Here is a 23234-nt window from a genome sequence, read left to right on the forward strand (position 1 = left end):
GCCGGCCCCGCCGCCGGCAGGCCGCCGCAGACCCGGCCGCACGAGGCGTCTGCACCCGTTCTGAGAGAGTGAGAGACATGAGCAGTCCCCGGGTTCGCAAGATCGCCGACCGGATCCAGGTCGTGGTGGCCGAGATGCTCGAGCGGCGGGTCAAGGACCCGCGGCTGGGGTTCGTCACCATCACCGACGTACGCGTCTCCGGTGACGGCCAGCAGGCCACGATCTTCTACACCGTGCTCGCCGGCACCGGCGAGGGCGCGCAGGACGACGAGACCGCCCTGGCCGGCACCGCCGCGGCGCTGGAGTCTGCCAAGGGCCTGCTCCGCTCCGAGGTCGGCAAGCAGCTGGGCACGCGGACCGTGCCGACGCTGACCTTCGTCCCCGACGCGCTGCCGGAGTCCGCCCGCCACCTCGACGAGGTGCTGGCCCGGGCCCGCGCGCTCGACGAGGAGGTCGCGGCCCGCCGCGTCGAGGCGTACGCCGGCGAGGTCGACCCCTACAAGAAGCCGCGTGACGAGGACGCCGACGCCGACGCCGACGGTGACGCCGACCCGGCCGACCCCGCCGCCCCGGCCGCGCCGATCGACCCCGTCGACCCGGACGAGGTGTGAGCGCACCCGCGGACCGGCCTCCGGTGCGCCCGGGTCTCGTCGTGGTCGACAAGCCCGGCGGGATGACCTCCCACGACGTGGTCGCCCGGGTGCGGCGGCTCGTCGGCACCCGCAAGGTCGGCCACGCCGGCACGCTCGACCCGATGGCCACCGGCGTGCTGGTGCTCGGTGTCGACCGGGCCACCCGGCTGCTCGGCCACCTGATGCTCACCGACAAGGGGTACGACGCCACCGTCCGCCTCGGCGTGGCCACCACCACCGACGACGCCGAGGGCGAGGTCGTCTCGACGGCCTCGGCCGCGGCGCTCGACGAGGAGACCGTCCGCGCGACGCTCGCGGAGTTCGTCGGGGAGCTCCAGCAGGTGCCGACCGCGGTCTCGGCGATCAAGGTCGACGGCAAGCGCGCCTACCAGCGGGTCCGCGACGGCGAGCAGGTCGAGCTCCAGCCGCGGGCGGTGACCGTCCACGAGCTGGTCGTCCACGACGTACGCCGCGAGGGCGACGTCGTCGACGTCGAGGTGAGCCTGCGCTGCTCGAGCGGCACCTACGTCCGGGCGATCGCCCGCGACGTCGGCGCCCGCCTGGGCGTGGGCGGCCACCTGACCGCCCTGCGGCGCACGGCGGTCGGCCCCTACGGGCTCGACGTCGCCCGCACCCTGGAGGAGCTGGCCGACGACGTGGCCGCCGGCCGCGGGGGAGTGCTGCCGATCGCCGACGCCGCGCGCGCGGCCTTCCCCTCCCGCGACCTCGACGACGCGGCGGCCGCCGACGTCCGGGTCGGCCGCAGCCTCGACCTCGCCCTCGACGCCACCACCGCGGTCTTCGCGCCGTCGGGGGAGTTCCTCGCGCTCTACGAGCCGCGGGGCCCCGTCGCCCGCCCGGTCGCCGTCTTCGTCTGACGGCTCCGGCCGGGGACCCGCGTCCGGACCGCCGGGTCGCGGAGGTCGGGGGGCCACGGTCTAGGGTTCCTCCGTGCAGATCTGGCGCTCGCTCGACGAGGTCCCCCGCGACCTCGGTCGCACCGTGGTGGTGATCGGGAACTTCGACGGCGTCCACCTCGGCCACCGGCAGGTCCTGGCGCGCGCCCGGGAGATCGCCGCGGACCTCGGCGGCCTGCCGGTCGTCGCGGTCACCTTCGACCCGCACCCGATGGCCGTGCTGCGCCCCGAGCACGCCCCCACGACGCTGACCACCATCGAGGTCCGTGCCGACCTGCTCGTCGGCGCCGGCGCCGACGGCGTGCTCGCCGTGCCCTTCGACCGCTCCGTCGCGGCCTGGACCCCTGAGGAGTTCGTCCAGCGCGTGCTCGTCGACGCCCTGCACGCCCGGGCGGTCGTCGTCGGCGCGAACTTCCGGTTCGGCAGCCGCGCGGCCGGCGACGTGGCCACCCTCGCCGCGACCGGCCGCGCCCACGACTTCACCGCCGAGGGCATCCCGCTCGACGGCGGGCCGATGGTGTGGTCCTCGACCTACGTCCGGACCTGCCTGGCCGCCGGCGACGTCGCCGGCGCCGCCGAGGCGCTCGGCCGCCCCTACACGGTGCGCGGCGAGGTCGTGCGCGGCGACCAGCGCGGCCGCGAGCTGGGCTACCCCACCGCCAACGTGCCGACCGACGGCATGCAGGCCGCCCCCGCCGACGGGGTGTACGCCGGGTGGCTGCGGCGCCTCGACACCGGGGAGACCTTCCCCGCCGCGATCTCGGTCGGCACCAACCCCACCTTCGACGGCGTCCGCGCGCGCCGGGTCGAGAGCTACGTCCTCGACCGCACCGACCTCGACCTCTACGGCGTCGAGGTCGAGGTCTCCTTCGTCGACCGGCTGCGGGGGATGACCGCGTTCGCGTCGGTGGAGGCCCTCGTGGAGCAGATGGAGCGCGACGTGGCGCGCGCCCGCGAGCTGCTCGTCCCGTGAGCGTCGGGCAGGAGGCCCCCGCCGGGTCGCTCGTGGCGACGGAGGGGTGGTTCCTCCAGCACGGTCTCGCCTACTTCGTGCCCGAGGAGCGCAGCCAGGCCCGCGACGCGCTGCGGCCGCGGAAGTTCCTCCCCGCGGCGGTGCTCACCGTGCTGCTGGCCGTCGGCGGCGGCGTGCTGCTCGCCTGGGCCTCCGCGGAGCTGACCGCCGCGCCGGCGTTCCTGCTGACCATCGGCGTCGCCGGCGCCACGGCGTACGCACTGACCGCCCTGCGGACCCGGCCGATCGTGGTCTGGGCGCTGCGGCGGGGGGTCGGGAGCCTGCGCACGCTGCTGCCGATGATGAGCCGGGCGCTGCCGCTGCTGCTGCTCTTCGTGACGTTCCTCTTCATCAACGCCGAGGCCTGGCAGCTCGCCGCGAGCCTGTCGACCGGCACGCTGTGGCTCGTCGTCGTGCTCTTCGGCCTGCTCTCGGTGGCCTTCCTGCTCGTGCGCCTGCCCGAGGAGGTCGACCGCACCGACGACGACGTGGACGAGGCGTTCCTGCTGCGGGCCTGCGCCGGCACGCCGCTGGAGGGGGAGTGCGCCGCGCTGGTCGCCGACCCCACCGCCGACCCGGTGTCGTACGCCACCGTCAGCGGGTTCGAGCGCTGGAACCTGGTGCTGGTCCTCGTGGTGATCCAGGCGGTGCAGGTGATGCTGCTGTCCGCCACGGTCCTGGTGTTCTTCCTCATCTTCGGCGGCCTGGTCATGGACGTCGACGTCCAGTCCGGCTGGACCGGGATCCGGGTCGCGGACATCGGCAACCTGCCCTACCTCGACCACGTCTCGGTCCCGCTGTTCCAGGTCTCGCTGTTCCTCGCGGCCTTCTCCAACCTCTACCTGACGGTCTCGACCGTCACCGACGAGACCTACCGCGAGCAGTTCTTCGGCAGCGTGCTGCGCGAGATGGAGCGCGCCGTCGGCGTCCGCGCGGTCTACCTCGCGCTGCGCGAGCGCGTCGCCGGCGACGCGGCCTAGTCTGGAGCCGTTTCCGGGACGGGCCGGTGGGCACAGGGCCCTGCGCACGACGTCACCCCTGCGACGTCACCTGAGAAAGGACAGTCATGGGCTACGGACTCGGAGTCTTCCTCCTCGTCGTCGGTCTCATCCTCGCCCTCGCGGTCGAGGACGCGATCAGCGGCGTGGACCTCACCATGGTCGGCTGGATCATGACGATCGGCGGCGTCCTCGTGCTGGTCCTCACCGCGGTCACCCTCAACAGCCGCAAGGCCCGTGGCGGCGCGGTGTCGACCACGACGCACCCCGACGGCTCGCAGACCGTCCAGCGCCAGGAGCCCCCGGCGATCTGAGCGCGCACGCGCTCCGCGGCACCAGCCAGCACCAGCCAGTACGTTGCGCCACCCGGTCGGCCCCCGCCGGCCGGGTGGTCGTCATTTTGGGGGCCCTTTCGCCGCCGCGCTAGTCTTCTCCGGTTGCCCCACGTGGGTGACTGCCGTCAGAACGGCCGCGGAACCAGAGTGCCCGGGTGAACAGGCCCCGGCGCGCCGCGCAGCGATATAGGCCTCATGGCCGGAAGGAGCCCGCATGTCGATCGGTACCGACGCGGAGACCAAGAAGCGCATCATCGCCGAGTACGCCACGACCGAGGGCGACACCGGTTCGCCGGAGGTCCAGATCGCGCTGCTCAGCCACCGCATCTCCCACCTCACCGACCACCTCAAGCAGCACAAGCACGACCACCACAGCCGTCGTGGTCTGCTGCTGCTCGTCGGCCAGCGCCGCCGCCTGCTGAACTACCTGCAGAAGACGGAGATCGACCGCTACCGGTCGATCGTCGAGCGTCTCGGCCTGCGCCGCTGATCATCCGTGGAGGGCCCACCCCGGTGGGCCCTCTGCGCATTTCGGGGCACGACGCCGACTCGGCGGCCCCGTGCAGCGCGGCCCCGTGGCCGTCCTGCGCTAGATTCACCAACTGAACAACCAACACCAGGAGCGACCCGCCGTTCTGGCCCGGTCCTCGGTAGTGGCCCTCAGGAAGGACGCCCCCCGCGGGGCGCGCCTGCGGGCCTCGATCGAAGACCGGCCTACCTCATGCGGGACGCTGCGGATCGCTCCGCGACAGACAAGGGACACACCTCTTGACCGACCCCGTCATCTCCGCCGTCGAGACCGTTCTGGACAACGGCAAGTTCGGCACCCGCACCGTCAAGTTCGAGACCGGCCTGCTGGCCCGTCAGGCCGCCGGCTCCGTCACGGCCTACCTCGACGACGACACGATGCTGCTCTCGGCGACCACCGCCGGCAAGCACCCCAAGGACCACTTCGACTTCTTCCCCCTGACGATCGACGTCGAGGAGCGGATGTACGCCGCGGGCAAGATCCCCGGCTCGTTCTTCCGCTCCGAGGGCCGCCCGGGCGAGGACGCGATCCTCACCTGCCGCCTCATCGACCGCCCGCTGCGCCCGACCTTCAAGAAGGGTCTGCGCAACGAGGTCCAGGTCGTCATCACCGTCCTCGCGCTGAACCCCGACGCGCCGTACGACGTGCTCGCGATCAACGCCGCCTCGCTGTCCACCCAGCTCTCCGGCCTGCCGTTCTCCGGCCCGGTCGGCGGCGTCCGGGTCGCCCTCATCGAGGGTCAGTGGGTCGCCTTCCCGACGCACAGCCAGCTCGAGGACGCCGTCTTCGACATGGTCGTCGCGGGTCGCGTCACCTCCACCGGCGACGTCGCGATCATGATGGTCGAGGCCGAGGCCACCGAGCAGACCTTCGCCAAGGTCCAGTCCGGCGTGCAGGCCCCGACCGAGGAGGTCGTCGCCGGCGGCCTCGACGCCGCGAAGCCCTTCATCAAGCAGCTGTGCGAGGCGCAGGCCGAGCTGGCCGCCGCCGCCGCCAAGCCGGTCCAGGACTTCCCGGTCTTCCTCGAGTTCGAGGACGACGTCTTCGCCGCCGTCGAGTCCGCCGCCAAGGCCGACCTCGCCGCCGCGATGAAGATCGCCGACAAGACCGAGCGCAACGACCGCACCGACGAGCTCAAGGACTCGGTCCTGGAGAAGCTCGCCGGCCAGTTCGAGGGCCGCGAGAAGGAGATCGGCGCCGCCTTCCGCGCGCTGAACAAGCAGCTGGTCCGCGAGAGCATCCTGCGCGACAAGGTCCGCATCGACGGGCGCGGCCTGGCCGACATCCGTCCGCTGCACGCCGAGGTCGGCGTGATCCCGCGGGTCCACGGCTCGGCGCTGTTCGAGCGCGGCGAGACCCAGATCCTGGGCGTCACCACCCTCGACATGCTCAAGATGGAGCAGCAGCTCGACACCCTCTCCCCGGAGAAGTCGCGCCGCTACATGCACAAGTACGTCTTCCCGCCGTTCTCCACCGGCGAGACCGGTCGCGTCGGCTCGCCGAAGCGCCGCGAGGTCGGCCACGGTGCGCTCGCGCGCCGCGCGCTGCTCCCGGTGCTGCCGGACCGCGAGGAGTTCCCCTACGCCATCCGCCAGCTCTCCGAGGCCATGGGCTCCAACGGCTCGACCTCGATGGGCTCGGTCTGCGCCTCGACCCTCTCGCTGCTGCAGGCCGGTGTGCCGCTCAAGGCGTCGGTCGCCGGCATCGCGATGGGCCTGGTCTCCGGTGAGATCGACGGCAAGACCGAGTACGTCGCGCTGACCGACATCCTCGGCTCCGAGGACGCCTTCGGCGACATGGACTTCAAGGTCGCCGGCACCCGCGAGTTCGTGACCGCGCTCCAGCTCGACACCAAGCTCGACGGCATCCCCGCCGACGTGCTGGCCGCCGCGCTGACCCAGGCCCGCGACGCGCGCCACACCATCCTCGACGTCATGGCCGAGGCCATCGACGCCCCCGAGGAGATGTCGCCCACCGCGCCGCGGATCATCACCATCAAGATCCCCGTGGACAAGATCGGCGAGGTCATCGGCCCGAAGGGCAAGGTGATCAACCAGATCCAGGACGACACCGGCGCCTCGATCTCCATCGAGGACGACGGCACCATCTACATCGGTGCCACCAACGGTGAGGCCGCCGACGCCGCCCGCTCCGCGATCAACGGCATCGCCAACCCGACGATGCCCGAGGTCGGCGAGCGCTACCTCGGCACGGTCGTGAAGACGACGAACTTCGGTGCGTTCGTCTCGCTGCTGCCCGGCAAGGACGGCCTGCTGCACATCAGCAAGCTGCGCCCGCTCGCCGGTGGCAAGCGCGTCGAGGCCGTCGAGGACGTCCTCTCGGTCGGCCAGAAGATCCAGGTCGAGATCGGCGAGATCGACGACCGCGGCAAGCTCTCCCTCGTCCCCGTGGTCGAGGAGGCCGAGGGGAGCACGGAGGCTGCGGAGTCCGCCGACTCCGAGTGATCGCGCTCGTCTGAACCGCACCGACTGGAGGGCGCCCCGCGAGGGGTGTCCTCCAGTCGGCATTTCGCGGGCTGGTGCGTGGCGGGCCGGGCCCAGGGCGACGATGCCATGGGGGCGTCAGCGGCCGTCAGGTCGGGTCGTACGTCCCCTCCGGGGTCCGCGGCAACCGGGCGAGCACCAGGAGCGGGTCGCTGGCCACCGCGCGGGCGTGCTCGGCGATGGCGTCGTCGAGCTTCGCCAGCGCGAGGTCGCCCTCGCGCGCGATGTCGCGGATCTCGCCCTCGATCGCGGTGCGCAGGTTGTCCGCGGTGGTAGGCGTCTCAGGGTCCTTGTCGTTGACCTCCAGCGTCGTGACGATCTGGTAGCCGGTGGTCACGTAGCGGGCCACGGGGAACTGCTTCAAGCTCTTCTTGGTCAGCTGGTTGGCGATGACCTCGCCGCCGGGGACCTGGGAGGTGTACTCGTCCATGGCCTCGGAGATGGCGATGCCGATCTCCTTGAACTTCATGCCGCTGCCGGGAGGGAAGGGGAAGACGTCGTAGTCGTCCCGCCAGGCCGCGACGGCCGCCTCCAGGCTCTTGACCGCCTCCTCGGCCCGGCTCATCAGGGCGTCCTGGGTCGCCCGGATGGCAGCGCCGGCCGCGCCCGCGACGAGCTGCGCGGTGTCGGCGTAGAAGAGCAGTGCCAGGACGACGGTGTTCGCCATCGGGAACCACTCGAAGAACTGCTCCTTGGCGTCCCCCTCCCAGCGGACGGCGAGGGTGCTGGAGACCTCCGCGACCATGTCGTCGACCTCGACGCCGAGGGCGTGCAGCTCCTTCGACTGGTGCTGCGCTGAGGTGGTGAGGGCCTCGGCGTCCACCAGGTAGTAGTGGCCGGCGACATGCTTCAGCCACGCGCTCGTGGCGGCGGCCTTGAGGCGGCCGACCTCGAAGGCGTCGTCGGCCCACGTCTGGTAGTCGCGGTCGGCGACCGGCAGGCTTGGGTAGACCGTGAACGGCTGCTGCGCGGGCAGGTTGATGTGGGTGGTGGTCTTGAAGGCCTCATCCCCCGCGCCGTCGGGGGAGTGGGCGTAACGCCGGATCTCCTCCGCGACGGTCTCGATGCCGTACAGGTCGGCCAGGAGCTCCTCCACCTTGTCGAGGGCCTTGGCGAACGCCTCGTCGGTGTAGCCGGTCACGATCCGGCTCCGTCCCGGCGCGGGGGAACGTGCAGGGGCGGCATGTCCTTGCTGCCGAGCTGGTTCTTCAGGGTCGCCGCCGCCTCGCGGGCCGCCTCGTCGCTGGCGACCAGCTCGTCGGCGATGTAGACGAGCGCGTGCGCCGCGTCGTGCCAGGTGAGCACGGCCCGCCGCAGAAGGTCGTACACCTCGGCGTTGACCTCCATCGCCTTCACCAGGGCGGCCGGCTCTCCGGCCCGGATCGTGGGCTCGTGCCAGGCCGCGTGTGCGTCCCCGATGACCTTCGTGATGGCGGCGATCTCGTTCGCTCGCTGGGGGAACTGCACCTTCCCGGCTCGGTAGAGATCCTTCAGTTGGGCCTTGATCGACTCGGCCACGGCAGGCTCCTCTCAGGACTGGTCGGCCTCACGTTCCCCTGGCGTCGGGGCCGGAAACCTGCGCAGGTACGGTCGGGGCATGGTGTTGCCCTCGTGGGTCGGCTCGACCCGGACCCTCCAGTCGGAGACGGACGGCGCGGGGAGGCTCACCTCGCAGGTCAAGCGCACCGTGCTGCCCGGGGGCCTGCGGGTGGTGAGCGAACAGCTGGTCGGCTCCCGCTCCGCGGCGATCGGCGTGTGGGTGGGGGTCGGCTCGCGCGATGAGTCGGCCACGCTCCACGGTTGCTCGCACTTCCTCGAGCACCTGCTGTTCAAGGGCACGAGCGAGCGGTCGGCCTTCGACATCTCGATCGCGCTCGACGCGGTGGGCGGGGAGTTCAACGCCTTCACCGCCAAGGAGTACACGTGCTTCCACGCGCGGGTGCTCGGTGAGGACCTGCCGCTCGCGGTGGACGTGCTCGGCGACATGATGACCTCCTCGCTGCTCACCGACGACGACGTCGAGGCCGAGCGCGACGTGATCCTCGACGAGATCGCCATGCACGACGACGACCCCGACGACGTGGTGCACAACCTCTTCGCCGAGCAGGCGTGGGGGACCGACTCGCCGCTGGGCCGCGACATCGCCGGCACCGAGGAGTCGATCACCTCGCTCAGCGCCGACCAGGTGCGCGCGTTCTACGCCGAGCACTACCGCGCCTCGCGGATGGTCGTCGCGGTCGCGGGCGCGGTCGACCACGACGCGCTGGTCGCCCAGGTCGTCGCGGCCTTCGGGCGACGCGGCTTCCTCGACGTCGACGCGGACCCCGCCCCGCGGCGTGCTGCAGAGCCGTGGCTGCCGGTCCGGCCGGGCACCGTCAGCACCACCCGCCCCTTCGAGCAGGTCAACCTGGTCCTCGGCGTCGAGGGTCTCGGTCGCAGCGACGACCGTCGGTTCGCCCTCGGGGTGCTCAACACCGCTCTCGGCGGCGGCACGTCGAGCCGGCTGTTCCAGGAGGTGCGCGAGCGGCGCGGGCTGGCCTACTCGGTCTACTCCTTCGCCAGCAGCCACGCGGACTCCGGCCTGGTCGGCGTCGCGGTGGGCTGCCTGCCCGCCAAGTACGACGAGGTGCTGGCCACGGTGCGTGCCGAGCTCGCGAAGGTCGCCGCGGACGGGATCGAGGCCGAGGAACTCGCCCGCGGCAAGGGCCAGCTGCGCGGCGGGCTCGTCCTCGGGCTCGAGGACTCCGGCTCCCGGATGTCCCGGCTCGGCAAGGCCGAGCTGGTCCACGACGAGCTGCTCTCGATCGACGAGGTCATCGCCCGGATCGATGCGGTGACGCTCGAGGAGGTCCGCGCGGTCGCGGCCGAGGTGTTCGCCCGGCCCGAGGTGCTGGCCGTCGTGGGCCCGGCCTGACCTAGCGCACCAGCACGACGACGGCCGCGCAGGCGGCCGCCCAGAGGACCGAGGCGAAGGTGCCGATGATGAACCGCTCAGCGGTGCCTTCGCCCTCGGTCTTGAGCTCGGGGTAGCGGCCCAGCCCCTTGAGGGCCAGGACGACCGCGAGGCCCTCGGGCCAGGACGCGACGAGCGTGGCGTAGATCGCCGCGCGCTCCAGGGCGCCGATCCACGCGCCGCCGCGCAGCACCGCCCCGGCCCGGCGCAGGGACGAGCCGGTGTCCTCGCGATCGACGAGGGTGAAGACGCGCGCGGTGACCGGGCCGCCGCCGGCGACGGCCAGGACGCCGGCCAGCAGCACCAGGACGGCGGTCAGCGGCCTGCCGTCGACCACCACCGAGGACGGCACCCCGGCCAGCAGCAGGGCGCACGCCAGCACCGCGGCGGTGACCGGCACGAAGACGCGCTCGCCGGTGCGGGTCCAGCCCGCGGCCGCGGCGGCCACGGCGAAGCCGAGCAGCACGACGAGCAGCTGGCCGAGGTTCTCCGCGCTCACGACGCCTCCTGACCCAGCACGCGGGCGGCCAGCGCGGTCGCGAGCTCCTGGGCGCGCCGGGCCTCGACGATGCCGGCCGCCTGGGCGCGCTGGCTGACCGCGGACTGGCTGATCCCGAGCCGCCGGCCCACCTGCTCGTAGGTCAGCCCCTCGGCGACGAGGTCGGCCACCTCCCAGCCGCGCGCGGTGCGGCGGGCCAGGACGGCCGCCCACAGCCACAGCGTCGTCTCCAGCGAGCGGGCGTCGGGGTGCTCCCCGACGACGCGCAGGTGCCAGGGGCTGGTCTTCGCCGCGGTCACCGCGTCGCGGGCGCAGAGGTACGCCGAGCCGCGGCCCGCGCGGGTGCTCGCGGGGAGCGGCTGCTCCACCGGGCCGATCCCGATGCCGACGTACCAGCCGGGGCTGCGGAGGAGCGCCCCGGCGACCGCGGCGAGGGTCTCCGGCCGGTCGACCACGCCCTGGAGCTCGTCGCCCGCGGTGCGCTCGAAGGGGCGCAGGAGCGGGTGGTCATCGAGCTCGTCGAGGAGCTCGGGGACGAGGTCGGTGCCGCTGCGGCTGCGGACCTGGTCGACGGTGAGGACGGCGACGGCGCCCATCTGGCTAACTCCCGTCCGCCGACCGCGGCGAGGGCCGGCGACCTCAGGCTACGTTAGAGAATTACCTAATGTCGACCCTTCATCAGGTCACAGCCTTCAGGAAGTCAGCGGCGACCGATGATGCCGATCACCGCGGGCTGGCGCTGCTCGACCACGGAGACGCGGAAGCCGACCTCGGCGAGGGAGGCCGACGCCTTGGCGAGCATCTCCGGGACCTGCTCGGGGAACTTGACCTCGTAGAAGAGGAACACCGCGCCACCGGGGAGCAGCCGCTCGTGGATGAGGGCGACCTCGTCGTGACAGGAGCGCACCCAGAACAGGTTCACGTTGAACGCGAAGACCTTGTTCAGCCGCTTCACCGGCACGCGCAGGGTCGCCAGGTCGATCTGGCGCACCGTGAGCCGGCCGGCGTCCACGTGCTTCTGGTTGCGACGCTTGGTGCGGTCGACGCCGGACTCCGAGCGGTCGATCGCGAACATCTTTCCATTGCCCGACTCGAGCTTCGCGCAGACCGCATCGACGCCTGCTCCGGGTCCGCACCCGATCTCGAGCACGTGGTCGGAGGGCTGGACGTCCATGAAGTCCACCGCCCAGCGGATGCGCGCCGGGATCGCCTGCACAGCCATGGGGTCAACCTTGCCAGAACGGCCCGAGAGGTGGCGGTGCCGGTCACCCCTCTAGCGTGGTGGCGTGAGCAAGAACATCAAGGTGGGCGTGCTGGGAGCGCGGGGGAAGGTCGGCGCCGAGGTGTGCCGCGCGGTCGAGGAGGCCGCCGGCACCGAGCTGGTGGCCCGGGTGGACGCCGGTGACGACATCGGCGTGCTGGTGGAGTCCGGGGCCGAGGTGGTCGTCGACTTCACCCATCCCGACGTGGTCATGGACAACCTGCGCTTCTGCGTCGAGCACGGCATCCACGCCGTGGTCGGCACCACGGGCTTCGACGAGGAGCGGCTGGCGACCCTGCGCGGCTGGCTGGCCGACGCGCCGGGGGTCGGCGTCCTGGTGGCGCCGAACTTCTCGATCGGCGCGATCTTGATGATGCGGTTCGCCGCCGCCGCTGCGTCGTTCTACGAGTCGGTGGAGATCGTCGAGCTGCACCACCCCGACAAGGCCGACGCGCCCTCGGGCACCGCGCGGCGTACCGCCGAGCTGGTCGCCGCGGCGCGCCGCGAGGCGGGGCTGGGCCCGGTGCCGGACGCCACCAGCACCTCCCTCGACGGGGCCCGCGGCGCGGACGTGGACGGCATCCGCGTCCACGGCCTGCGCATCCGCGGCCTGGTGGCCCACCAGGAGGTCGTCCTCGGCGGGGTGGGGGAGACCCTCACCATCCGCCACGACTCCTTGGACCGCTCCTCCTTCAGCCCCGGCGTCCTCGCCGGCGTCCGGGCCGTCGCCGCCCACCCCGGCCTCACCGTCGGCCTCGAGCACTACCTCGACCTCGACTGATCCCTCCCCGCCCGAAGTGGCACTCCTGCAGGGTCGAGGTGGCACCCGTGCAGGGTCGAGGTGGCACTCCTGCACGGTCGAGGTGGCACTCCTGCACGGGGTTCCCTGCAGCGCTGCCATTTCGACGCTGCAGCGCTGCCACTTCGGCGGTGCAGCACTGCCACTTCGGCGGGTCAGAGGAGCAGGCGGGCCAGGGCGGCGACGACGGCGGCGCCGAAGACGACGAGGAGGAACGGCGCGCGGAGGACCAGCAGCACGACCGCGGCCCCGAGGCCCAGCAGGCGGGCGTCGGCGACCAGGGCCTGCCCGTCGCCGGCCACCTGGACGGCCACGAGGGCCGCGAGGAGGGCGACGGGGATGAGGTCGGCGACCCGGGCCACCACGGGCCGGTCCAGGACCCTGGCGGGCACCGAGAGCCCCGCGAGCTTGAGCAGGTAGCAGCCGACGCCGGCCACGACCACGGCCCCCCACACGCTCATCGCGCCGCCCCGGTGTGGGAGCCGAGGACCCCGGCGAGCAGCGCGACGCCCGCCGCGACGAGCACGGGTACGCCGGCGGCGGTGACCGGCACCGCGCCGAGCGCGACCGCGGCCGCGGCCACCGCGACGACCCGGTTGCGGGTGGTGCCCAGCCGCGGCCACAGCAGCGCGAGGAACGCCGCCCCGACGGCCGCGTCGAGGCCGTAGTCGCGCGGGTCGCCGATCGCGGTGCCGGCGAGCGCGCCGAGCAGGGTGGCGAGTTTCCACAGCACGAACACCGACCCGCCGGTGACTAGGAAGCCCAGCCGGGCGCCCTCGCGGGTGCGGCGGGTCACCGACATCGCGCTGGACTCGTCGATGACGAGGTGGGACGCGGCGGCCCGGCGCCAGCCGCGCCAGCCCAGCAGCGGGGCGAGCCGCAGCCCGTAGAGGGTGTTGCGGGTGCCGAGCAGGAGCGCGGTGAAGACGCCCGAGAGCGGGGAACCCCCGGAGGCGAGCACGCCGACGAGGGCGAACTGCGAGGCGCCGGTGAACATCAGCAGCGAGAGCGCGCACGTCTGCCACACGTCCAGCCCGGCCGCGACGGAGACCGCGCCGAAGGAGGTGCCGTACACCCCGGTCGCGATCCCGACGCCGAGGCTGTCGCGGACGATCCCGGCCCGCTCGGACGGCTCGAGGGCTTCGGTCGGTTCAGCGGCCACCTCGGCGGTCATCCTCAGCCGAGGCTGGTGTGCAGGCGGACCTGCTTGACCGTGGTGGCGCCCCCGTCGTCGAGGCCGAGCTCGCGGTGGGCGCCGTCGGTGGCCCAGCCCGCGTCGGTGAGGAACCGGCGCAGCCCGTCGTCGGCCGCGACGGCCCACAGCACGGCGCGGCCGAACCGGTCGGCCCGCATGGTGTCGGCGGCGGCCTGGAGCAGGCGGGACCCGTGCCCGCGGCCGCGCTCGGCCGGGTCGACGGTCAGCTCGGCCAGCTCGGCGTCGGCGACAGGGTCGCAGTCGGGGTCGCTCGCGGGGCCGGTGACGGCGAACCCGACGACGCGGTTGTGCTCGAGCGCGACCAGGGCGCGGTGGCGGGCGTCGGCGGGCCGGGTCAGCGAGGCGTGCCAGAGCGCGGCGGCCTGCTCGACCGCCTCCGGGCCCGACGGGAACGCCTCGGGCGGCACCACGCCGGCGTACATCTCGGGCCAGGTGCGCAGCTGGAGCTGGGCGATCGCGGGGGCGTCGTCCGCCCAGGCGACGCGGACGCTGACGTCGGCCGTGGTCATGGGGGCCATCCTCGCAGGGGAGCGGGCGTGTGACACTGCGGCCGCCGAGCTGCTGTGATCTGTCACACACCGGTGCTAGCGTGGAGGGATGGACCGCAGCACGACGGTGGAGCCGCGCGACCCGATGCCCGAGGGGTACCGCCGCACGCTCGTGCGCCAGATCGCGCAGCACGCGCACTCCGAGATCATCGGGATGCAGCCCGAGGGGGAGTGGATCAGCCGGGCGCCGAGCCTGCGCCGCAAGGCGATCCTCATGGCCAAGGTGCAGGACGAGGCCGGCCACGGCCTCTACCTGTACGCCGCCGCCGAGACGCTCGGGATGCCGCGCACCGAGCTGCTCGACGCGCTGCACACCGGCCGGCAGAAGTACTCCTCGATCTTCAACTACCCCACGCTCACCTGGGCCGACGTCGGCGCGATCGGCTGGCTGGTCGACGGCGCCGCGATCGTCAACCAGGTGCCGCTGTGCCGCTGCTCCTACGGCCCGTACGCGCGGGCGATGGTGCGGATCTGCAAGGAGGAGTCCTTCCACCAGCGCCAGGGCTTCGAGATCCTGCACACCCTCGCCCAGGGGACGCCCGAGCAGCACGCGATGGCCCAGGACGCGGTGGACCGCTTCTGGTGGCCCTCGCTGATGATGTTCGGCCCGCCCGACGCCGACTCGCCCAACTCCGCCCGGTCGATGGCCTGGGGCATCAAGCGCTTCACCAACGACGAGCTGCGCCAGCGCTTCGTCGACATCGCCGTCCCCCAGGCCGAGGCGCTGGGCCTCACCCTGCCCGACCCCGAGCTGCGCTGGGACGAGGAGCGCGGCCACTGGCACTTCGGCACGCCCGACTTCACCGAGCTCGCCGAGGTCGTCGCCGGCCGCGGGCCGTGCAACGCCCAGCGGGTCGCCCACCGGGTGCGCGCCCACGACGACGGCGCCTGGGTGCGCGAGGCCGCCGCGGCGTACGCCACCAAGCACGCCACCAAGCACGCAGCCAAGCGGGCCGCCCCGAGCGCGGAGCCAGCCGCGTGAGCACCGCCGGGGAGTGGCCGCTGTGGGAGGTCTTCGTCCGCGCCCGCCGCGGGATGGCCCACGTCCACGTCGGCTCGCTGCACGCCCCCGACGCCGAGCTCGCGCTGCGCAACGCCCGCGACGTCTACACCCGCCGCCAGGAGGGCGTCTCGCTGTGGGTGGTCCCCTCCGCCGCGGTCGTCGCCTCGACGCCCGACCTGGGCGGCTCGTTCTTCGACCCCGCCGCCGACAAGGACTACCGCCACCCCACCCACTACACCGTGCCCGACGGGGTGCAGCACCTGTGAGCGACGCCCTGCTCGGCCTCGCCGACGACGCGCTGGTCACCGCCCAGCGCCTCGGCTGGTGGATCAGCCGCGCGCCGGAGCTCGAGGAGGACGTCGCGCTGGCCAACATCGGCCTGGACCAGCTCGGCCAGGCCCGCGGCCTCTACACCGTCCTCACCGCGCTCGAGGGCGCCGGCCGCACCGAGGACGACCTCGCCTTCCTCCGCGGTCCCGCGGAGTACCGCAACGTCCTGCTCGTCGAGCGGCCGCAGGAGGACTTCGCGGTCTGCGTGGTCCGGATGCTGCTGCTGGCCGCGTGGCAGTCCGAGGCGTACGCCGCGCTGGCGGCGCGGGAGGGCCCGGCCCGGGGCGTCGCGGCCAAGGCGGTCAAGGAGGTGGCCTACCACCTCGACCACGCCGCCGGGTGGGTGCTGCGGCTCGGCGACGGCACCGACCTCTCCCACGCGCGCGCCCAAACCGCGCTGGACGCGGAGTGGCCCTACCTCCCCGAGCTGCTCGAGCCCGACCCGACGGCGGAGGTGGACCCGGCGTCGGTCCGCGAGGCCGTGCTCAGCCGGGTCGTGCCCGTCCTCGACCGGGCGACCCTCGCCGTGCCGCCGGCCCCCGCCGAGCCGCCGACCGGCGGCCGCGCCGGCCGCCACACCGCACACCTGAGCGACCTGCTCGCCGAGATGCAGCAGGTGGCCCGCGCCCACCCGGGAGCGACCTGGTGAACGCCCCGGTGAACGACCCCAGCTCCGCCGCCCGGTCGGCGTGGGACATCGCCGCGGCGGTGCCCGACCCCGAGCTGCCGGTCGTGACCATCGGCGACCTCGGCATCCTGCGCGACGTGACCGAGAACGACACCGGCTGCGTCCACGTGCAGATCACGCCGACGTACTCCGGCTGCCCGGCGGTCGAGACCATCCGCGAGGACCTCGTCGAGGAGCTCAGCTGCGCCGGCTACCGCCGCGTCGACGTGGAGGTCGTGCTGTGGCCGGCCTGGACCACCGACTGGATCACCGCCGAGGGCCACGCCCGGCTCGCCGCGAACGGCATCGCGCCGCCGGCGCCGGTCCGGTTCACCGGCGGCCCGGTCGACGTGCGGATCGCGGTGCGCTGCCCGCGCTGCGGCAGCCCGGACACCCGCGAGCTCAGCCGGTTCGGCGCGACCGCGTGCAAGGCGCTGCGGGTGTGCGGGGACTGTGCGGAGCCGTTCGACCACGTCAAACCGATCTGAGCCGCGGGTGCCCTTCCACGCGCTCGAGGTCGCCGACGTCGAGGAGCTGACCGACGAGGCGGTGGCGATCACCTTCCGGGTCCCGCCCGAGCTCGCCCCGGCCTACGCCGCCGCGCCGGGCCAGCACGTCTCCGTGCGGACCCCTGGCGACCCCGAGCGGCGCTCCTACTCCCTGTGCACCGCCCCGGCCGCCGGGTCGCTGCGCATCGGCGTCAAGCGGCTGCCCGGCGGCGCCTTCAGTGACGGCGTGGTCCGCACCCTGCGCCCCGGTGACCGGTTGGAGGTGATGACCCCGGCCGGCCGGTTCACCGCCACGCCCGACCCCGCCGCGCGCCGGTGGTACGGCGCGGTGGCTGCCGGGTCGGGCATCACGCCGGTCCTGCCGATCCTCACCGCCCTGCTCGAGGGCGAGCCCGGCTCGCGGGTCACCCTCGTGCGGGTCGACCGGACCCAGCGCTCGGTGATGTTCCTCGACGAGGTCCACGACCTCAAGGACCGCTTCCCCGAGCGGCTCCAGCTGCTGCACGTGCTGACCCGCGAGGAGCAGGACGTCGCGCTGCTCACCGGTCGCCTCGACGCCGACCGCACCGGCCGGCTCCTCGACGCGTTCGGGCTGCACGGGATCGAGGAGTGGTTCGTCTGCGGGCCGCAGCCGCTGGTCGCCGACCTGCGGTCGGTGCTGCCCGGGCGGGTGCACGCCGAGCTGTTCCACGCCGACGCGCCCCCGCGGGTGCCCGTGGCCGCGCCCGCCGTCGCGGGCGCCGCGCGTGTCGTCGTACGACGCGACGGGCGCAGCAGCGAGCTCGACCTGCGCCCCGACGGCCCGCCGGTCCTCGAGGCGGCGCTGGCGGTCCGCGGCGACCTGCCCTGGGCCTGCCGCGGGGGAGTGTGCGGCACCTGCCGGGCCCGCCTGGTCGAGGGCACGGTCGCGATGGACGCGGCCTGGGCGCTGGAGCCCGACGAGGTCGCCGCGGGTCATGTGCTCGCCTGCCAGGCCCACCCCACCTCCGACCGGGTGGTGCTCGACTTCGACGGGTGAGATCGACGGGCGGGAGGGGCTGTCGGCGGCGGTGGGTACCTTCCGGCCATGGAGATTCGCAACCTCGGAGCAAGCGGCCTGAAGATCTCGGCCATCTCGTACGGCAACTGGCTCACCCACGGGTCCCAGGTCGAGGAGGACGCCGCGCTCGCCTGCGTGCGGCAGGCCCTCGACGAGGGGATCACGACCTTCGACACCGCCGACGTCTACGCCAACACCGCGGCCGAGACCGTCCTCGGCAAGGCGCTGGCCGGGGAGCGCCGCGAGGGCCTGGAGATCTTCACCAAGGTCTACTGGCCCACCGGACCCGGCAAGCACAACGACCACGGCCTCTCGCGCAAGCACATCATGGAGTCGATCAACGGCTCCCTGAAGCGGCTCGGCACCGACTACGTCGACCTCTACCAGGCCCACCGCTACGACTACGAGACCCCGCTCGAGGAGACGATGGAGGCCTTCGCCGACGTCGTCCGGGCCGGCAAGGCCCTCTACATCGGCGTCTCGGAGTGGCGCGCCGAGGAGATCCGGGCCGCCCACGCGCTGGCCCGCGAGCTGCGGGTCCCGCTGGTCTCCAACCAGCCGCAGTACTCCATGCTCTGGCGCGTCATCGAGGCCGAGGTCGTCCCCACCTGCGAGGAGCTCGGCATCGGCCAGATCGTCTGGTCGCCGATCGCCCAGGGCGTGCTGACCGGGAAGTACCAGCCCGGCCAGGCCCCGCCGGAGGGCTCGCGGGCCACCGACACCAAGGGCGGCGCGGACATGATCGGCCGCTGGATGCAGGACGACGTCCTCACTCGCGTCCAGCAGCTGCGCCCGATCGCGGAGGAGGCCGGGCTGTCGATGTCGCAGCTCGCGGTCGCCTGGGTCCTGGAGAACGACAACGTCTCCTCGGCGATCATCGGCGCCAGCCGGCCCGAGCAGGTCACCGAGAACGTCAAGGCCGCCGGGGTCTCCCTCGACGACGCCGCGCTCAAGGCGATCGACGAGGTGCTGGACCCGGTCGTGCAGCGGGACCCGGCGAAGACGCAGTCGCCGCCGCGTCGTCCCTCCTGAGGCCCGCGCCGGTCGTCCGGGGGGCCGCGAGCCACGCGGCCCCCGCCGTCGAGAGCAGGAGGCCGGCCGCCACGGCCGGCCCCCAGCCCTCGCGGACGCCGTCGCCGAGGAGCAGCACGCCCACCAGCGAGGGCACGAAGGTCTGCCCGACGATCATCGGCGCCGTCGCCGCCGAGACCTGGTCGGAGTGCAGGCCGAGGGAGTAGAGCCAGAACGCCACGACGCTGTACGCCGGCACCGCGAGCGCGACCGCCACGACCGCGAGGTCGACCGGCGTGCCGGTGCCGCGCACCGCGATCGCCGACCCGGCGTACCCCAGGCCCGCGAGCGTGCCGAGGACGCCCGCGCCCAGGTGCCGCCCGGCGAGCGCCAGGGCGGCGAGCACCACGACGCCGAGCCAGACCGCGGGGACGAACGCGGGGTCGGTGACCACCGGACCGGCCTCGCCCGAGCCCGCGGCGAGGAGGACCAGACCAGCGGTCACCACGACGACGGCGAGCCAGCCGGACGCGCGCAGGCGCTCGCCGACCAGCGCGACGGCCAGCGCGGTGACCGGGAACGACATCGCCGTCGCGGCCTGCGCCAGGTAGAGCGGCAGCAGCCAGATCGCAACGGCGTGCAGCACGAAGCCGGCGAGGTACGCCGCGACGACCCCCATCGTCCAGGGGTCGCGCACCGAGGTGGCGAGGAAGCCGAGCAGGCCCGTGGGCCGAGCGGCCGAGCGGCGTACGCCGTGGGCCTGGGCGACCGCGCCCAGCCCGAACAGCAGCGCGCCGCCCAGCCCGGCGAGCAGCCCCAGCCAGCTCACCCGCGGCTCACCGGAGGCTCGCCAGGAGGTTCACCGGTTGCTCATCGGTAGTGCTCGGGGAGCTCCTGGCCGATCTTGACCTGCGCCTTGGGCAGGCGCATGAACTTCATCTGCATCGCCCGGGTGACCGCGTAGTAGGTCGTGCCCTTGGTGCTCTCGTCGGGGAACCGGCGTGCCAGCTCGCGGCGGAGGCGGAACCGCAGGAAGACCATGTCCATGATCACCAGCAGCACCGTGCCGAACAGCACCGTGTTGCCGATGCCCGCCAGGCGGGTGTTCCCGGAGTAGCCCAGGATCATCGTCAGGATCAGCAGCGGGATCATCAGCTCGATGATCGAGAAGCGCGTGTCGACGAAGTCGCGCACGAAGCGGCGCACCGGACCGCGGTCGCGCGGCAGGTAGTAGCGCTCGTCACCGGCCTTCATCGCGGCTCGGACGCGCTGGCTGGACTCGGCGCGCGCCTCGCGCTGCGCGCGGGCCATCTCCTTGCGGGTACGCGGCACCTTGGCGCGGGCACGCGCGGCGGCCTCGGCCTCCTTGCGGGTCGGCGTCGGGCGGCCCTTGCCGCCGACCTTGGTCGGGACGGTCGTGGTGCTCGAGGAGGAGACGGTGGTCTCGGGCTTGCTGCGACGTAACACGGGGACCTTCTGGACGCGGTGCGGGTGGACGGGGCCGTACCGGTCCAGCCTACCGGCGCCCTCGCGTCCGGTTGCCGCGGAGCCGTAGGGTGTGGGGACATCCCTGGACGTCTGGAAGGGCCACACCCCGCATGAGTCTCATGAAGCGCGTCAGCCTGATCTTCCGCTCGAAGGCCAACAAGGCCCTCGACAACGCGGAGGACCCCCGCGAGACCCTCGACTACAGCTACCAGCGCCAGCTCGACCTGCTGTCGAAGGTGCGCCGCGGCGTGGCCGACGTGGCCACGAGCCGCAAGCGCGTGGAGCTGCAGGTCAACCAGCTCGAGCAGCAGAGCCAGAAGCTTCACGACCAGGCGCAGAAGGCGATCGGCATGGGCCGCGAGGATCTCGCCCGCGAGGCGCTGACCCGCAAGTCCGCGCTGACCGGCCAGATCAACGACCTCAAGGCGCAGCACGCCCAGCTCCAGGGCGAGGAGGAGAAGCTCACCCTCGCCCAGCAGCGGCTCCAGGCGAAGGTCGAGTCCTTCCGCACCCGCAAGGAGACCATCAAGGCGACGTACACCGCTGCCGAGGCGCAGACCCGCATCGGCGAGGCGATGTCCGGCATCGGGGAGGAGATGGGGGACGTCGGCCTGGCCATCCAGCGGGCTGAGGACAAGACGGCGAACATGCAGGCCCGGGCCGGCGCGATCGATGAGCTGATCGCCTCCGGCGCGCTCGACGACGCCAGCTCCCTGAACCGCGGCGACGACATCAGCCGTGAGCTGGAGGCGATGAGCTCGCAGTCCGACGTCGAGGCCGAGCTGGCCGCCCTCAAGGGGCTCTCCGCCCCGGCGCAGCCGCAGGCCATCGAGGGCGGGGAGACCCTGACGCCCGAGCCGCAGAAGAACGCCGAGCCCGGGAGCGAGGAGCGCGCGTGATCATCCGCATCCTGGGCGAGGGCCAGTACGACGTGGCCGAGGACGCCGTCGAGCGGCTCAACGAGCTCGACTCCGCCGTCGAGAGCGCTATCCAGGCCTCCGACGAGCCCTCCTTCTCGACGGCGCTGGCCGCGCTGCTCGAGGCGGTCCGGTCGGTCGGTGCGGCTCACGCAGTCGACTCCCTCGACGAGTCCGACCTGATCCTCCCGCCCCCCGACGCCACGCTCGACGAGGTGCGCGCCCTGCTCAACGACGACGGGCTGATCCCGGGCTGAGCCTGGCTGCACCAGCCGGACCGCGCTCGCGGTCCGCCCTCAGGTTTCCCTTGGGATCCCCGCAGAGAATGGACTCATGGCACGCACTCGCTTCCTCCCGGACCGGGGGCTGACCGCCCGGATGACGCTGGTCATGTTCCTGCTGGGTGCACTCTTCGTGGCGCTCATCGGTGCGCTGATGGGCATCTTCAGCCAGTACGGCGGGCCGGGCGCCGCGATCCTGGTCGGCGTCGCGGGTCTCGGCGTCGTCTGGTACCAGTGGTACTCCTCGGACAAGGTCGCGATGCGGGCCATGCGTGCGCGTGAGGTCAGCCCGCAGGAGGCCCCCGAGCTGCACGGGATGATCGACCGGCTCTGCGCGCTGGCCGACATGCCCAAGCCTCGCGTCGGCGTCGCCGACATGGCGATCCCCAACGCCTTCGCCACCGGACGCTCCCCGGACCGCTCGGTGGTCTGCGTGACCACCGGCATCCTCGGCACGCTGACCGCCGAGGAGCTCGAGGGCGTGCTGGCCCACGAGCTCTCCCACGTCGCGCACCGCGACGTGCTGGTGATGACGGTGGCCTCCTCGGCGGGCATCGTCGCCGGCATGCTCACCCAGGGCGCGCAGTACGGCGCGATGTTCGGTGGTGGCCGCCGCGACAGCAACAACAACAACGCGCTGCCCCTCTGGCTGGTGGTTCTCCTGGTCAGCGTGGTGACCTACGCGATCAGCTTCCTGCTGCTCAAGGTGCTCTCCCGCTACCGCGAGCTCTCCGCCGACCGCGCCGGCGCCTACCTGACGATGAAGCCGCAGGCGCTCGCCTCGGCCCTGCAGAAGATCACCGGCGAGATGAACACCATCCCCGAGCGCGACCTGCGTGCCTCGAAGTCGATGAACGCCTTCTTCATCGCCCCGGCCGTCCGCGGCATCTCGCTGCGCTCGCTCACCTCGACCCACCCGTCGCTCGAGCAGCGCCTCACGCAGCTCGCCGAGATCCAGGCCGAGCTCGGCCGACCGACGACCTGAGAGGTCACTGATGGGGTTCTGGCAGTCGGTCATGGGGCGCTCCCGCCCGAAGCAGGCCAACCTGGACTCGCTCTTCATGGTCCCCAGCGCGGCCATCACGCTGCAGACGGCCATCGGGCTGACCCCCACTGGCGACGGCTCGGTCTGCTACCGGGCGGCGGCCGGCGCGGGGTTCAGCGAGACGCAGGGTGACGTCCTGGAGCTGCTCCGCGACGCCGCCGACGCGCCGCAGGTCGACGTGAGTGCCGACTCCTTCGGCTTCACCTGGCTGCAGGTCCATCGCGACCCGTCGGACACCGGGGGCCTCTGCACCGACCTGCACGCGGTCAACACCACCCTCGAGGCCGAGGGGTTCGGTCCGGCGCTGCTCTGCTCGCTGGTGCCCTTCGCCGACGCCTCCGGTCGCAAGGTCGGCTTGGTCTACCTCTACAAGCAGGGCACGTTCTACCCCTTCGCGCCCCGTCCGGGCGCCGGCCAGCAGCGCGACAACCTGTTGGAGATCCAGGTCCGGGACACGCTCTCCGCCGAGCTCCCGATCGAGCAGGACCTCTCTCGCTGGCTCGCCATCTGGGGCGCGCCGGGCCTCTGAGCCCCGCGCGCGCGACCCCGTGAGGACGGGCGTCCGCGGCGTCACCGGCCGCCCGGTCGATCGTCGGACGACCGGCGGCAGCGCCGTACGATCCCCGAACCAGGACGAAGGAGCCGAGTGGTGACCGCCACCCACCCGACCGACGAGGTTCGCGTCGCGCAGGTCGGCGAGTACCGCGTCATCACGCCCGGCTCGGCGGCGAGCTGCAGCGC

General features: G+C 73.1%; 29 protein-coding genes. 19 read left to right on the plus strand and 10 right to left on the minus strand.

Annotated features, from left to right (window positions below; all coding sequences use genetic code 11):
• Positions 1–77: 77 nt before the first annotated feature.
• The 7 genes from rbfA to HPC71_RS07415 all read left to right on the plus strand — a co-directional run bounded on the left by rbfA (position 78) and on the right by HPC71_RS07415 (position 6888).
• Complete coding sequence (gene rbfA / locus HPC71_RS07385) at positions 78–611, plus strand: 30S ribosome-binding factor RbfA (protein ID WP_154615038.1); 534 nt, start codon at positions 78–80, stop codon at positions 609–611.
• Positions 608–1510, plus strand: a complete 903-nt coding sequence (truB, locus tag HPC71_RS07390) for a tRNA pseudouridine(55) synthase TruB (RefSeq protein ID WP_257866198.1) — start codon at positions 608–610, stop codon at positions 1508–1510. The genes rbfA and truB overlap by 4 nt, the downstream gene beginning before the upstream one ends.
• Before the next feature lie 73 nt (positions 1511–1583).
• Positions 1584–2522 carry a bifunctional riboflavin kinase/FAD synthetase gene (locus tag HPC71_RS07395; RefSeq protein WP_171896435.1) on the plus strand — a complete coding sequence of 313 codons (939 nt, stop codon included), beginning with the start codon at positions 1584–1586 and terminating at the stop codon, positions 2520–2522.
• Positions 2519–3541 carry a hypothetical protein gene (locus HPC71_RS07400; protein ID WP_171896437.1) on the plus strand — a complete coding sequence of 341 codons (1023 nt, stop codon included), beginning with the start codon at positions 2519–2521 and terminating at the stop codon, positions 3539–3541. Before HPC71_RS07395 ends, HPC71_RS07400 begins: the two co-directional genes overlap by 4 nt.
• Positions 3542–3627: 86 nt before the next feature.
• A complete protein-coding gene (locus HPC71_RS07405) occupies positions 3628–3873 on the plus strand; it encodes a DUF6458 family protein (protein ID WP_154612047.1) in 246 nt (81 codons plus the stop codon).
• 235 nt (positions 3874–4108) lie between these two features.
• Positions 4109–4384 carry a 30S ribosomal protein S15 gene (rpsO, locus tag HPC71_RS07410; protein ID WP_154612046.1) on the plus strand — a complete coding sequence of 92 codons (276 nt, stop codon included), beginning with the start codon at positions 4109–4111 and terminating at the stop codon, positions 4382–4384.
• Between the two features lie 278 nt (positions 4385–4662).
• A complete protein-coding gene (locus HPC71_RS07415) occupies positions 4663–6888 on the plus strand; it encodes a polyribonucleotide nucleotidyltransferase (protein WP_154615039.1) in 2226 nt (741 codons plus the stop codon).
• 127 nt (positions 6889–7015) lie between these two features.
• On the opposite strand, the gene HPC71_RS07420 is transcribed toward HPC71_RS07415, so the two are convergent.
• The gene (locus tag HPC71_RS07420) at positions 7016–8068 is read right to left on the minus strand and encodes a WXG100 family type VII secretion target (RefSeq protein ID WP_154612044.1); all 1053 of its coding nucleotides are present in this window, start codon (positions 8066–8068) and stop codon (positions 7016–7018) included.
• Positions 8065–8445 carry a hypothetical protein gene (locus HPC71_RS07425; RefSeq protein ID WP_154612043.1) on the minus strand — a complete coding sequence of 127 codons (381 nt, stop codon included), beginning with the start codon at positions 8443–8445 and terminating at the stop codon, positions 8065–8067. Before HPC71_RS07425 ends, HPC71_RS07420 begins: the two co-directional genes overlap by 4 nt.
• A gap of 79 nt (positions 8446–8524) precedes the next feature.
• On the opposite strand from HPC71_RS07425, the gene HPC71_RS07430 reads away from it, so the two are divergent.
• Positions 8525–9841 carry a M16 family metallopeptidase gene (locus tag HPC71_RS07430; protein WP_154612042.1) on the plus strand — a complete coding sequence of 439 codons (1317 nt, stop codon included), beginning with the start codon at positions 8525–8527 and terminating at the stop codon, positions 9839–9841.
• A 1-nt stretch (position 9842) separates the two neighbouring features.
• On the opposite strand, the gene HPC71_RS07435 is transcribed toward HPC71_RS07430, so the two are convergent.
• The 3 genes from HPC71_RS07435 to HPC71_RS07445 form a co-directional block, all read right to left on the minus strand.
• Entirely contained in the window at positions 9843–10379 is a 537-nt protein-coding gene (locus HPC71_RS07435; RefSeq protein ID WP_171896439.1) for a hypothetical protein, read from the minus strand.
• Positions 10376–10975 carry a sigma factor-like helix-turn-helix DNA-binding protein gene (locus HPC71_RS07440; RefSeq protein ID WP_154615040.1) on the minus strand — a complete coding sequence of 200 codons (600 nt, stop codon included), beginning with the start codon at positions 10973–10975 and terminating at the stop codon, positions 10376–10378. The genes HPC71_RS07435 and HPC71_RS07440 overlap by 4 nt, the downstream gene beginning before the upstream one ends.
• 104 nt (positions 10976–11079) lie before the next feature.
• On the minus strand, positions 11080–11601 hold the full coding sequence (locus tag HPC71_RS07445; protein ID WP_154612040.1) for an SAM-dependent methyltransferase: 522 nt from the start codon (positions 11599–11601) through the stop codon (positions 11080–11082).
• A gap of 64 nt (positions 11602–11665) precedes the next feature.
• On the opposite strand from HPC71_RS07445, the gene dapB reads away from it, so the two are divergent.
• Positions 11666–12421 (plus strand): 4-hydroxy-tetrahydrodipicolinate reductase, encoded by a 756-nt coding sequence (gene dapB / locus HPC71_RS07450; protein ID WP_253943941.1) that lies wholly within the window; start codon positions 11666–11668, stop codon positions 12419–12421.
• A gap of 173 nt (positions 12422–12594) precedes the next feature.
• Here dapB and HPC71_RS07455 read toward each other — a convergent pair whose 3' ends face one another.
• The 3 genes from HPC71_RS07455 to HPC71_RS07465 are packed head-to-tail and all read right to left on the minus strand — an operon-like array spanning position 12595 to position 14164.
• Entirely contained in the window at positions 12595–12900 is a 306-nt protein-coding gene (locus HPC71_RS07455) for an AzlD domain-containing protein (protein ID WP_154615041.1), read from the minus strand.
• Positions 12897–13613, minus strand: coding sequence for an AzlC family ABC transporter permease (locus HPC71_RS07460; protein WP_154615042.1), 717 nt, complete (start codon positions 13611–13613; stop codon positions 12897–12899). The genes HPC71_RS07455 and HPC71_RS07460 overlap by 4 nt, the downstream gene beginning before the upstream one ends.
• 2 nt (positions 13614–13615) lie before the next feature.
• Positions 13616–14164 carry a GNAT family N-acetyltransferase gene (locus HPC71_RS07465; protein ID WP_154615043.1) on the minus strand — a complete coding sequence of 183 codons (549 nt, stop codon included), beginning with the start codon at positions 14162–14164 and terminating at the stop codon, positions 13616–13618.
• Positions 14165–14252: 88 nt separating this feature from the next.
• Here HPC71_RS07465 and paaA point away from each other — a divergent pair, with 88 nt between their 5' ends.
• Genes paaA through HPC71_RS07495 form a run of 6 tightly spaced genes read left to right on the plus strand, consistent with a single transcriptional unit; the run spans position 14253 to position 18783 of the window.
• Positions 14253–15185, plus strand: coding sequence for a 1,2-phenylacetyl-CoA epoxidase subunit PaaA (gene paaA / locus HPC71_RS07470; RefSeq protein WP_154615044.1), 933 nt, complete (start codon positions 14253–14255; stop codon positions 15183–15185).
• Positions 15182–15472 carry a 1,2-phenylacetyl-CoA epoxidase subunit PaaB gene (gene paaB, locus HPC71_RS07475; RefSeq protein ID WP_171896441.1) on the plus strand — a complete coding sequence of 97 codons (291 nt, stop codon included), beginning with the start codon at positions 15182–15184 and terminating at the stop codon, positions 15470–15472. The genes paaA and paaB overlap by 4 nt, the downstream gene beginning before the upstream one ends.
• On the plus strand, positions 15469–16185 hold the full coding sequence (paaC, locus tag HPC71_RS07480) for a 1,2-phenylacetyl-CoA epoxidase subunit PaaC (RefSeq protein ID WP_171896443.1): 717 nt from the start codon (positions 15469–15471) through the stop codon (positions 16183–16185). Before paaB ends, paaC begins: the two co-directional genes overlap by 4 nt.
• The gene (gene paaD, locus HPC71_RS07485) at positions 16182–16691 is read left to right on the plus strand and encodes a 1,2-phenylacetyl-CoA epoxidase subunit PaaD (RefSeq protein WP_171896445.1); all 510 of its coding nucleotides are present in this window, start codon (positions 16182–16184) and stop codon (positions 16689–16691) included. Before paaC ends, paaD begins: the two co-directional genes overlap by 4 nt.
• Before the next feature lie 7 nt (positions 16692–16698).
• Positions 16699–17730, plus strand: a complete 1032-nt coding sequence (locus HPC71_RS07490; protein ID WP_171896446.1) for a 2Fe-2S iron-sulfur cluster-binding protein — start codon at positions 16699–16701, stop codon at positions 17728–17730.
• A gap of 48 nt (positions 17731–17778) precedes the next feature.
• Positions 17779–18783: an aldo/keto reductase family protein gene (locus tag HPC71_RS07495; RefSeq protein ID WP_154615045.1), complete on the plus strand. Its 1005-nt coding sequence runs from the start codon at positions 17779–17781 to the stop codon at positions 18781–18783.
• On the opposite strand, the gene HPC71_RS07500 is transcribed toward HPC71_RS07495, so the two are convergent.
• Positions 18701–19591, minus strand: coding sequence for a hypothetical protein (locus tag HPC71_RS07500; RefSeq protein ID WP_154615046.1), 891 nt, complete (start codon positions 19589–19591; stop codon positions 18701–18703). The genes HPC71_RS07495 and HPC71_RS07500 overlap by 83 nt on opposite strands.
• 41 nt (positions 19592–19632) lie before the next feature.
• Positions 19633–20229 carry a DUF3043 domain-containing protein gene (locus HPC71_RS07505; RefSeq protein WP_171896448.1) on the minus strand — a complete coding sequence of 199 codons (597 nt, stop codon included), beginning with the start codon at positions 20227–20229 and terminating at the stop codon, positions 19633–19635.
• 131 nt (positions 20230–20360) lie between these two features.
• Here HPC71_RS07505 and HPC71_RS07510 point away from each other — a divergent pair, with 131 nt between their 5' ends.
• From HPC71_RS07510 to pspAB, 4 genes are all read left to right on the plus strand, one after another.
• Entirely contained in the window at positions 20361–21149 is a 789-nt protein-coding gene (locus tag HPC71_RS07510) for a PspA/IM30 family protein (protein WP_154612034.1), read from the plus strand.
• Positions 21146–21424 (plus strand): PspA-associated protein PspAA, encoded by a 279-nt coding sequence (gene pspAA / locus HPC71_RS07515; protein ID WP_171896450.1) that lies wholly within the window; start codon positions 21146–21148, stop codon positions 21422–21424. The genes HPC71_RS07510 and pspAA overlap by 4 nt, the downstream gene beginning before the upstream one ends.
• Positions 21425–21500: 76 nt before the next feature.
• A complete protein-coding gene (htpX, locus tag HPC71_RS07520) occupies positions 21501–22433 on the plus strand; it encodes a zinc metalloprotease HtpX (protein WP_154612033.1) in 933 nt (310 codons plus the stop codon).
• Between the two features lie 10 nt (positions 22434–22443).
• The gene (pspAB, locus tag HPC71_RS07525) at positions 22444–23022 is read left to right on the plus strand and encodes a PspA-associated protein PspAB (protein ID WP_154612032.1); all 579 of its coding nucleotides are present in this window, start codon (positions 22444–22446) and stop codon (positions 23020–23022) included.
• The last annotated feature ends 212 nt before the right edge of the window (positions 23023–23234 follow it).

The sequence above is a fragment of the Nocardioides marmotae genome, from assembly GCF_013177455.1.
Taxonomy (GTDB): domain Bacteria; phylum Actinomycetota; class Actinomycetes; order Propionibacteriales; family Nocardioidaceae; genus Nocardioides; species Nocardioides marmotae.

What these genes read in the sequence shown, in the direction of transcription:
- HPC71_RS07405 (WP_154612047.1), top strand. Translation starts at nt 3,628, where the DNA reads ATGGGCTACGGACTCGGAGTCTTCCTCCTCGTCGTCGGTCTCATCCTC.
- HPC71_RS07445 (WP_154612040.1), bottom strand. Translation starts at nt 11,601, where the DNA reads ATGGCTGTGCAGGCGATCCCGGCGCGCATCCGCTGGGCGGTGGACTTC.
- rpsO (WP_154612046.1), top strand. Translation starts at nt 4,109, where the DNA reads ATGTCGATCGGTACCGACGCGGAGACCAAGAAGCGCATCATCGCCGAG.
- HPC71_RS07455 (WP_154615041.1), bottom strand. Translation starts at nt 12,900, where the DNA reads ATGAGCGTGTGGGGGGCCGTGGTCGTGGCCGGCGTCGGCTGCTACCTG.
- HPC71_RS07430 (WP_154612042.1), top strand. Translation starts at nt 8,525, where the DNA reads ATGGTGTTGCCCTCGTGGGTCGGCTCGACCCGGACCCTCCAGTCGGAG.
- HPC71_RS07510 (WP_154612034.1), top strand. Translation starts at nt 20,361, where the DNA reads ATGAGTCTCATGAAGCGCGTCAGCCTGATCTTCCGCTCGAAGGCCAAC.
- HPC71_RS07460 (WP_154615042.1), bottom strand. Translation starts at nt 13,613, where the DNA reads ATGACCGCCGAGGTGGCCGCTGAACCGACCGAAGCCCTCGAGCCGTCC.
- HPC71_RS07465 (WP_154615043.1), bottom strand. Translation starts at nt 14,164, where the DNA reads ATGACCACGGCCGACGTCAGCGTCCGCGTCGCCTGGGCGGACGACGCC.
- htpX (WP_154612033.1), top strand. Translation starts at nt 21,501, where the DNA reads ATGGCACGCACTCGCTTCCTCCCGGACCGGGGGCTGACCGCCCGGATG.
- HPC71_RS07495 (WP_154615045.1), top strand. Translation starts at nt 17,779, where the DNA reads ATGGAGATTCGCAACCTCGGAGCAAGCGGCCTGAAGATCTCGGCCATC.
- rbfA (WP_154615038.1), top strand. Translation starts at nt 78, where the DNA reads ATGAGCAGTCCCCGGGTTCGCAAGATCGCCGACCGGATCCAGGTCGTG.
- pspAB (WP_154612032.1), top strand. Translation starts at nt 22,444, where the DNA reads ATGGGGTTCTGGCAGTCGGTCATGGGGCGCTCCCGCCCGAAGCAGGCC.
- paaA (WP_154615044.1), top strand. Translation starts at nt 14,253, where the DNA reads ATGGACCGCAGCACGACGGTGGAGCCGCGCGACCCGATGCCCGAGGGG.
- HPC71_RS07440 (WP_154615040.1), bottom strand. Translation starts at nt 10,975, where the DNA reads ATGGGCGCCGTCGCCGTCCTCACCGTCGACCAGGTCCGCAGCCGCAGC.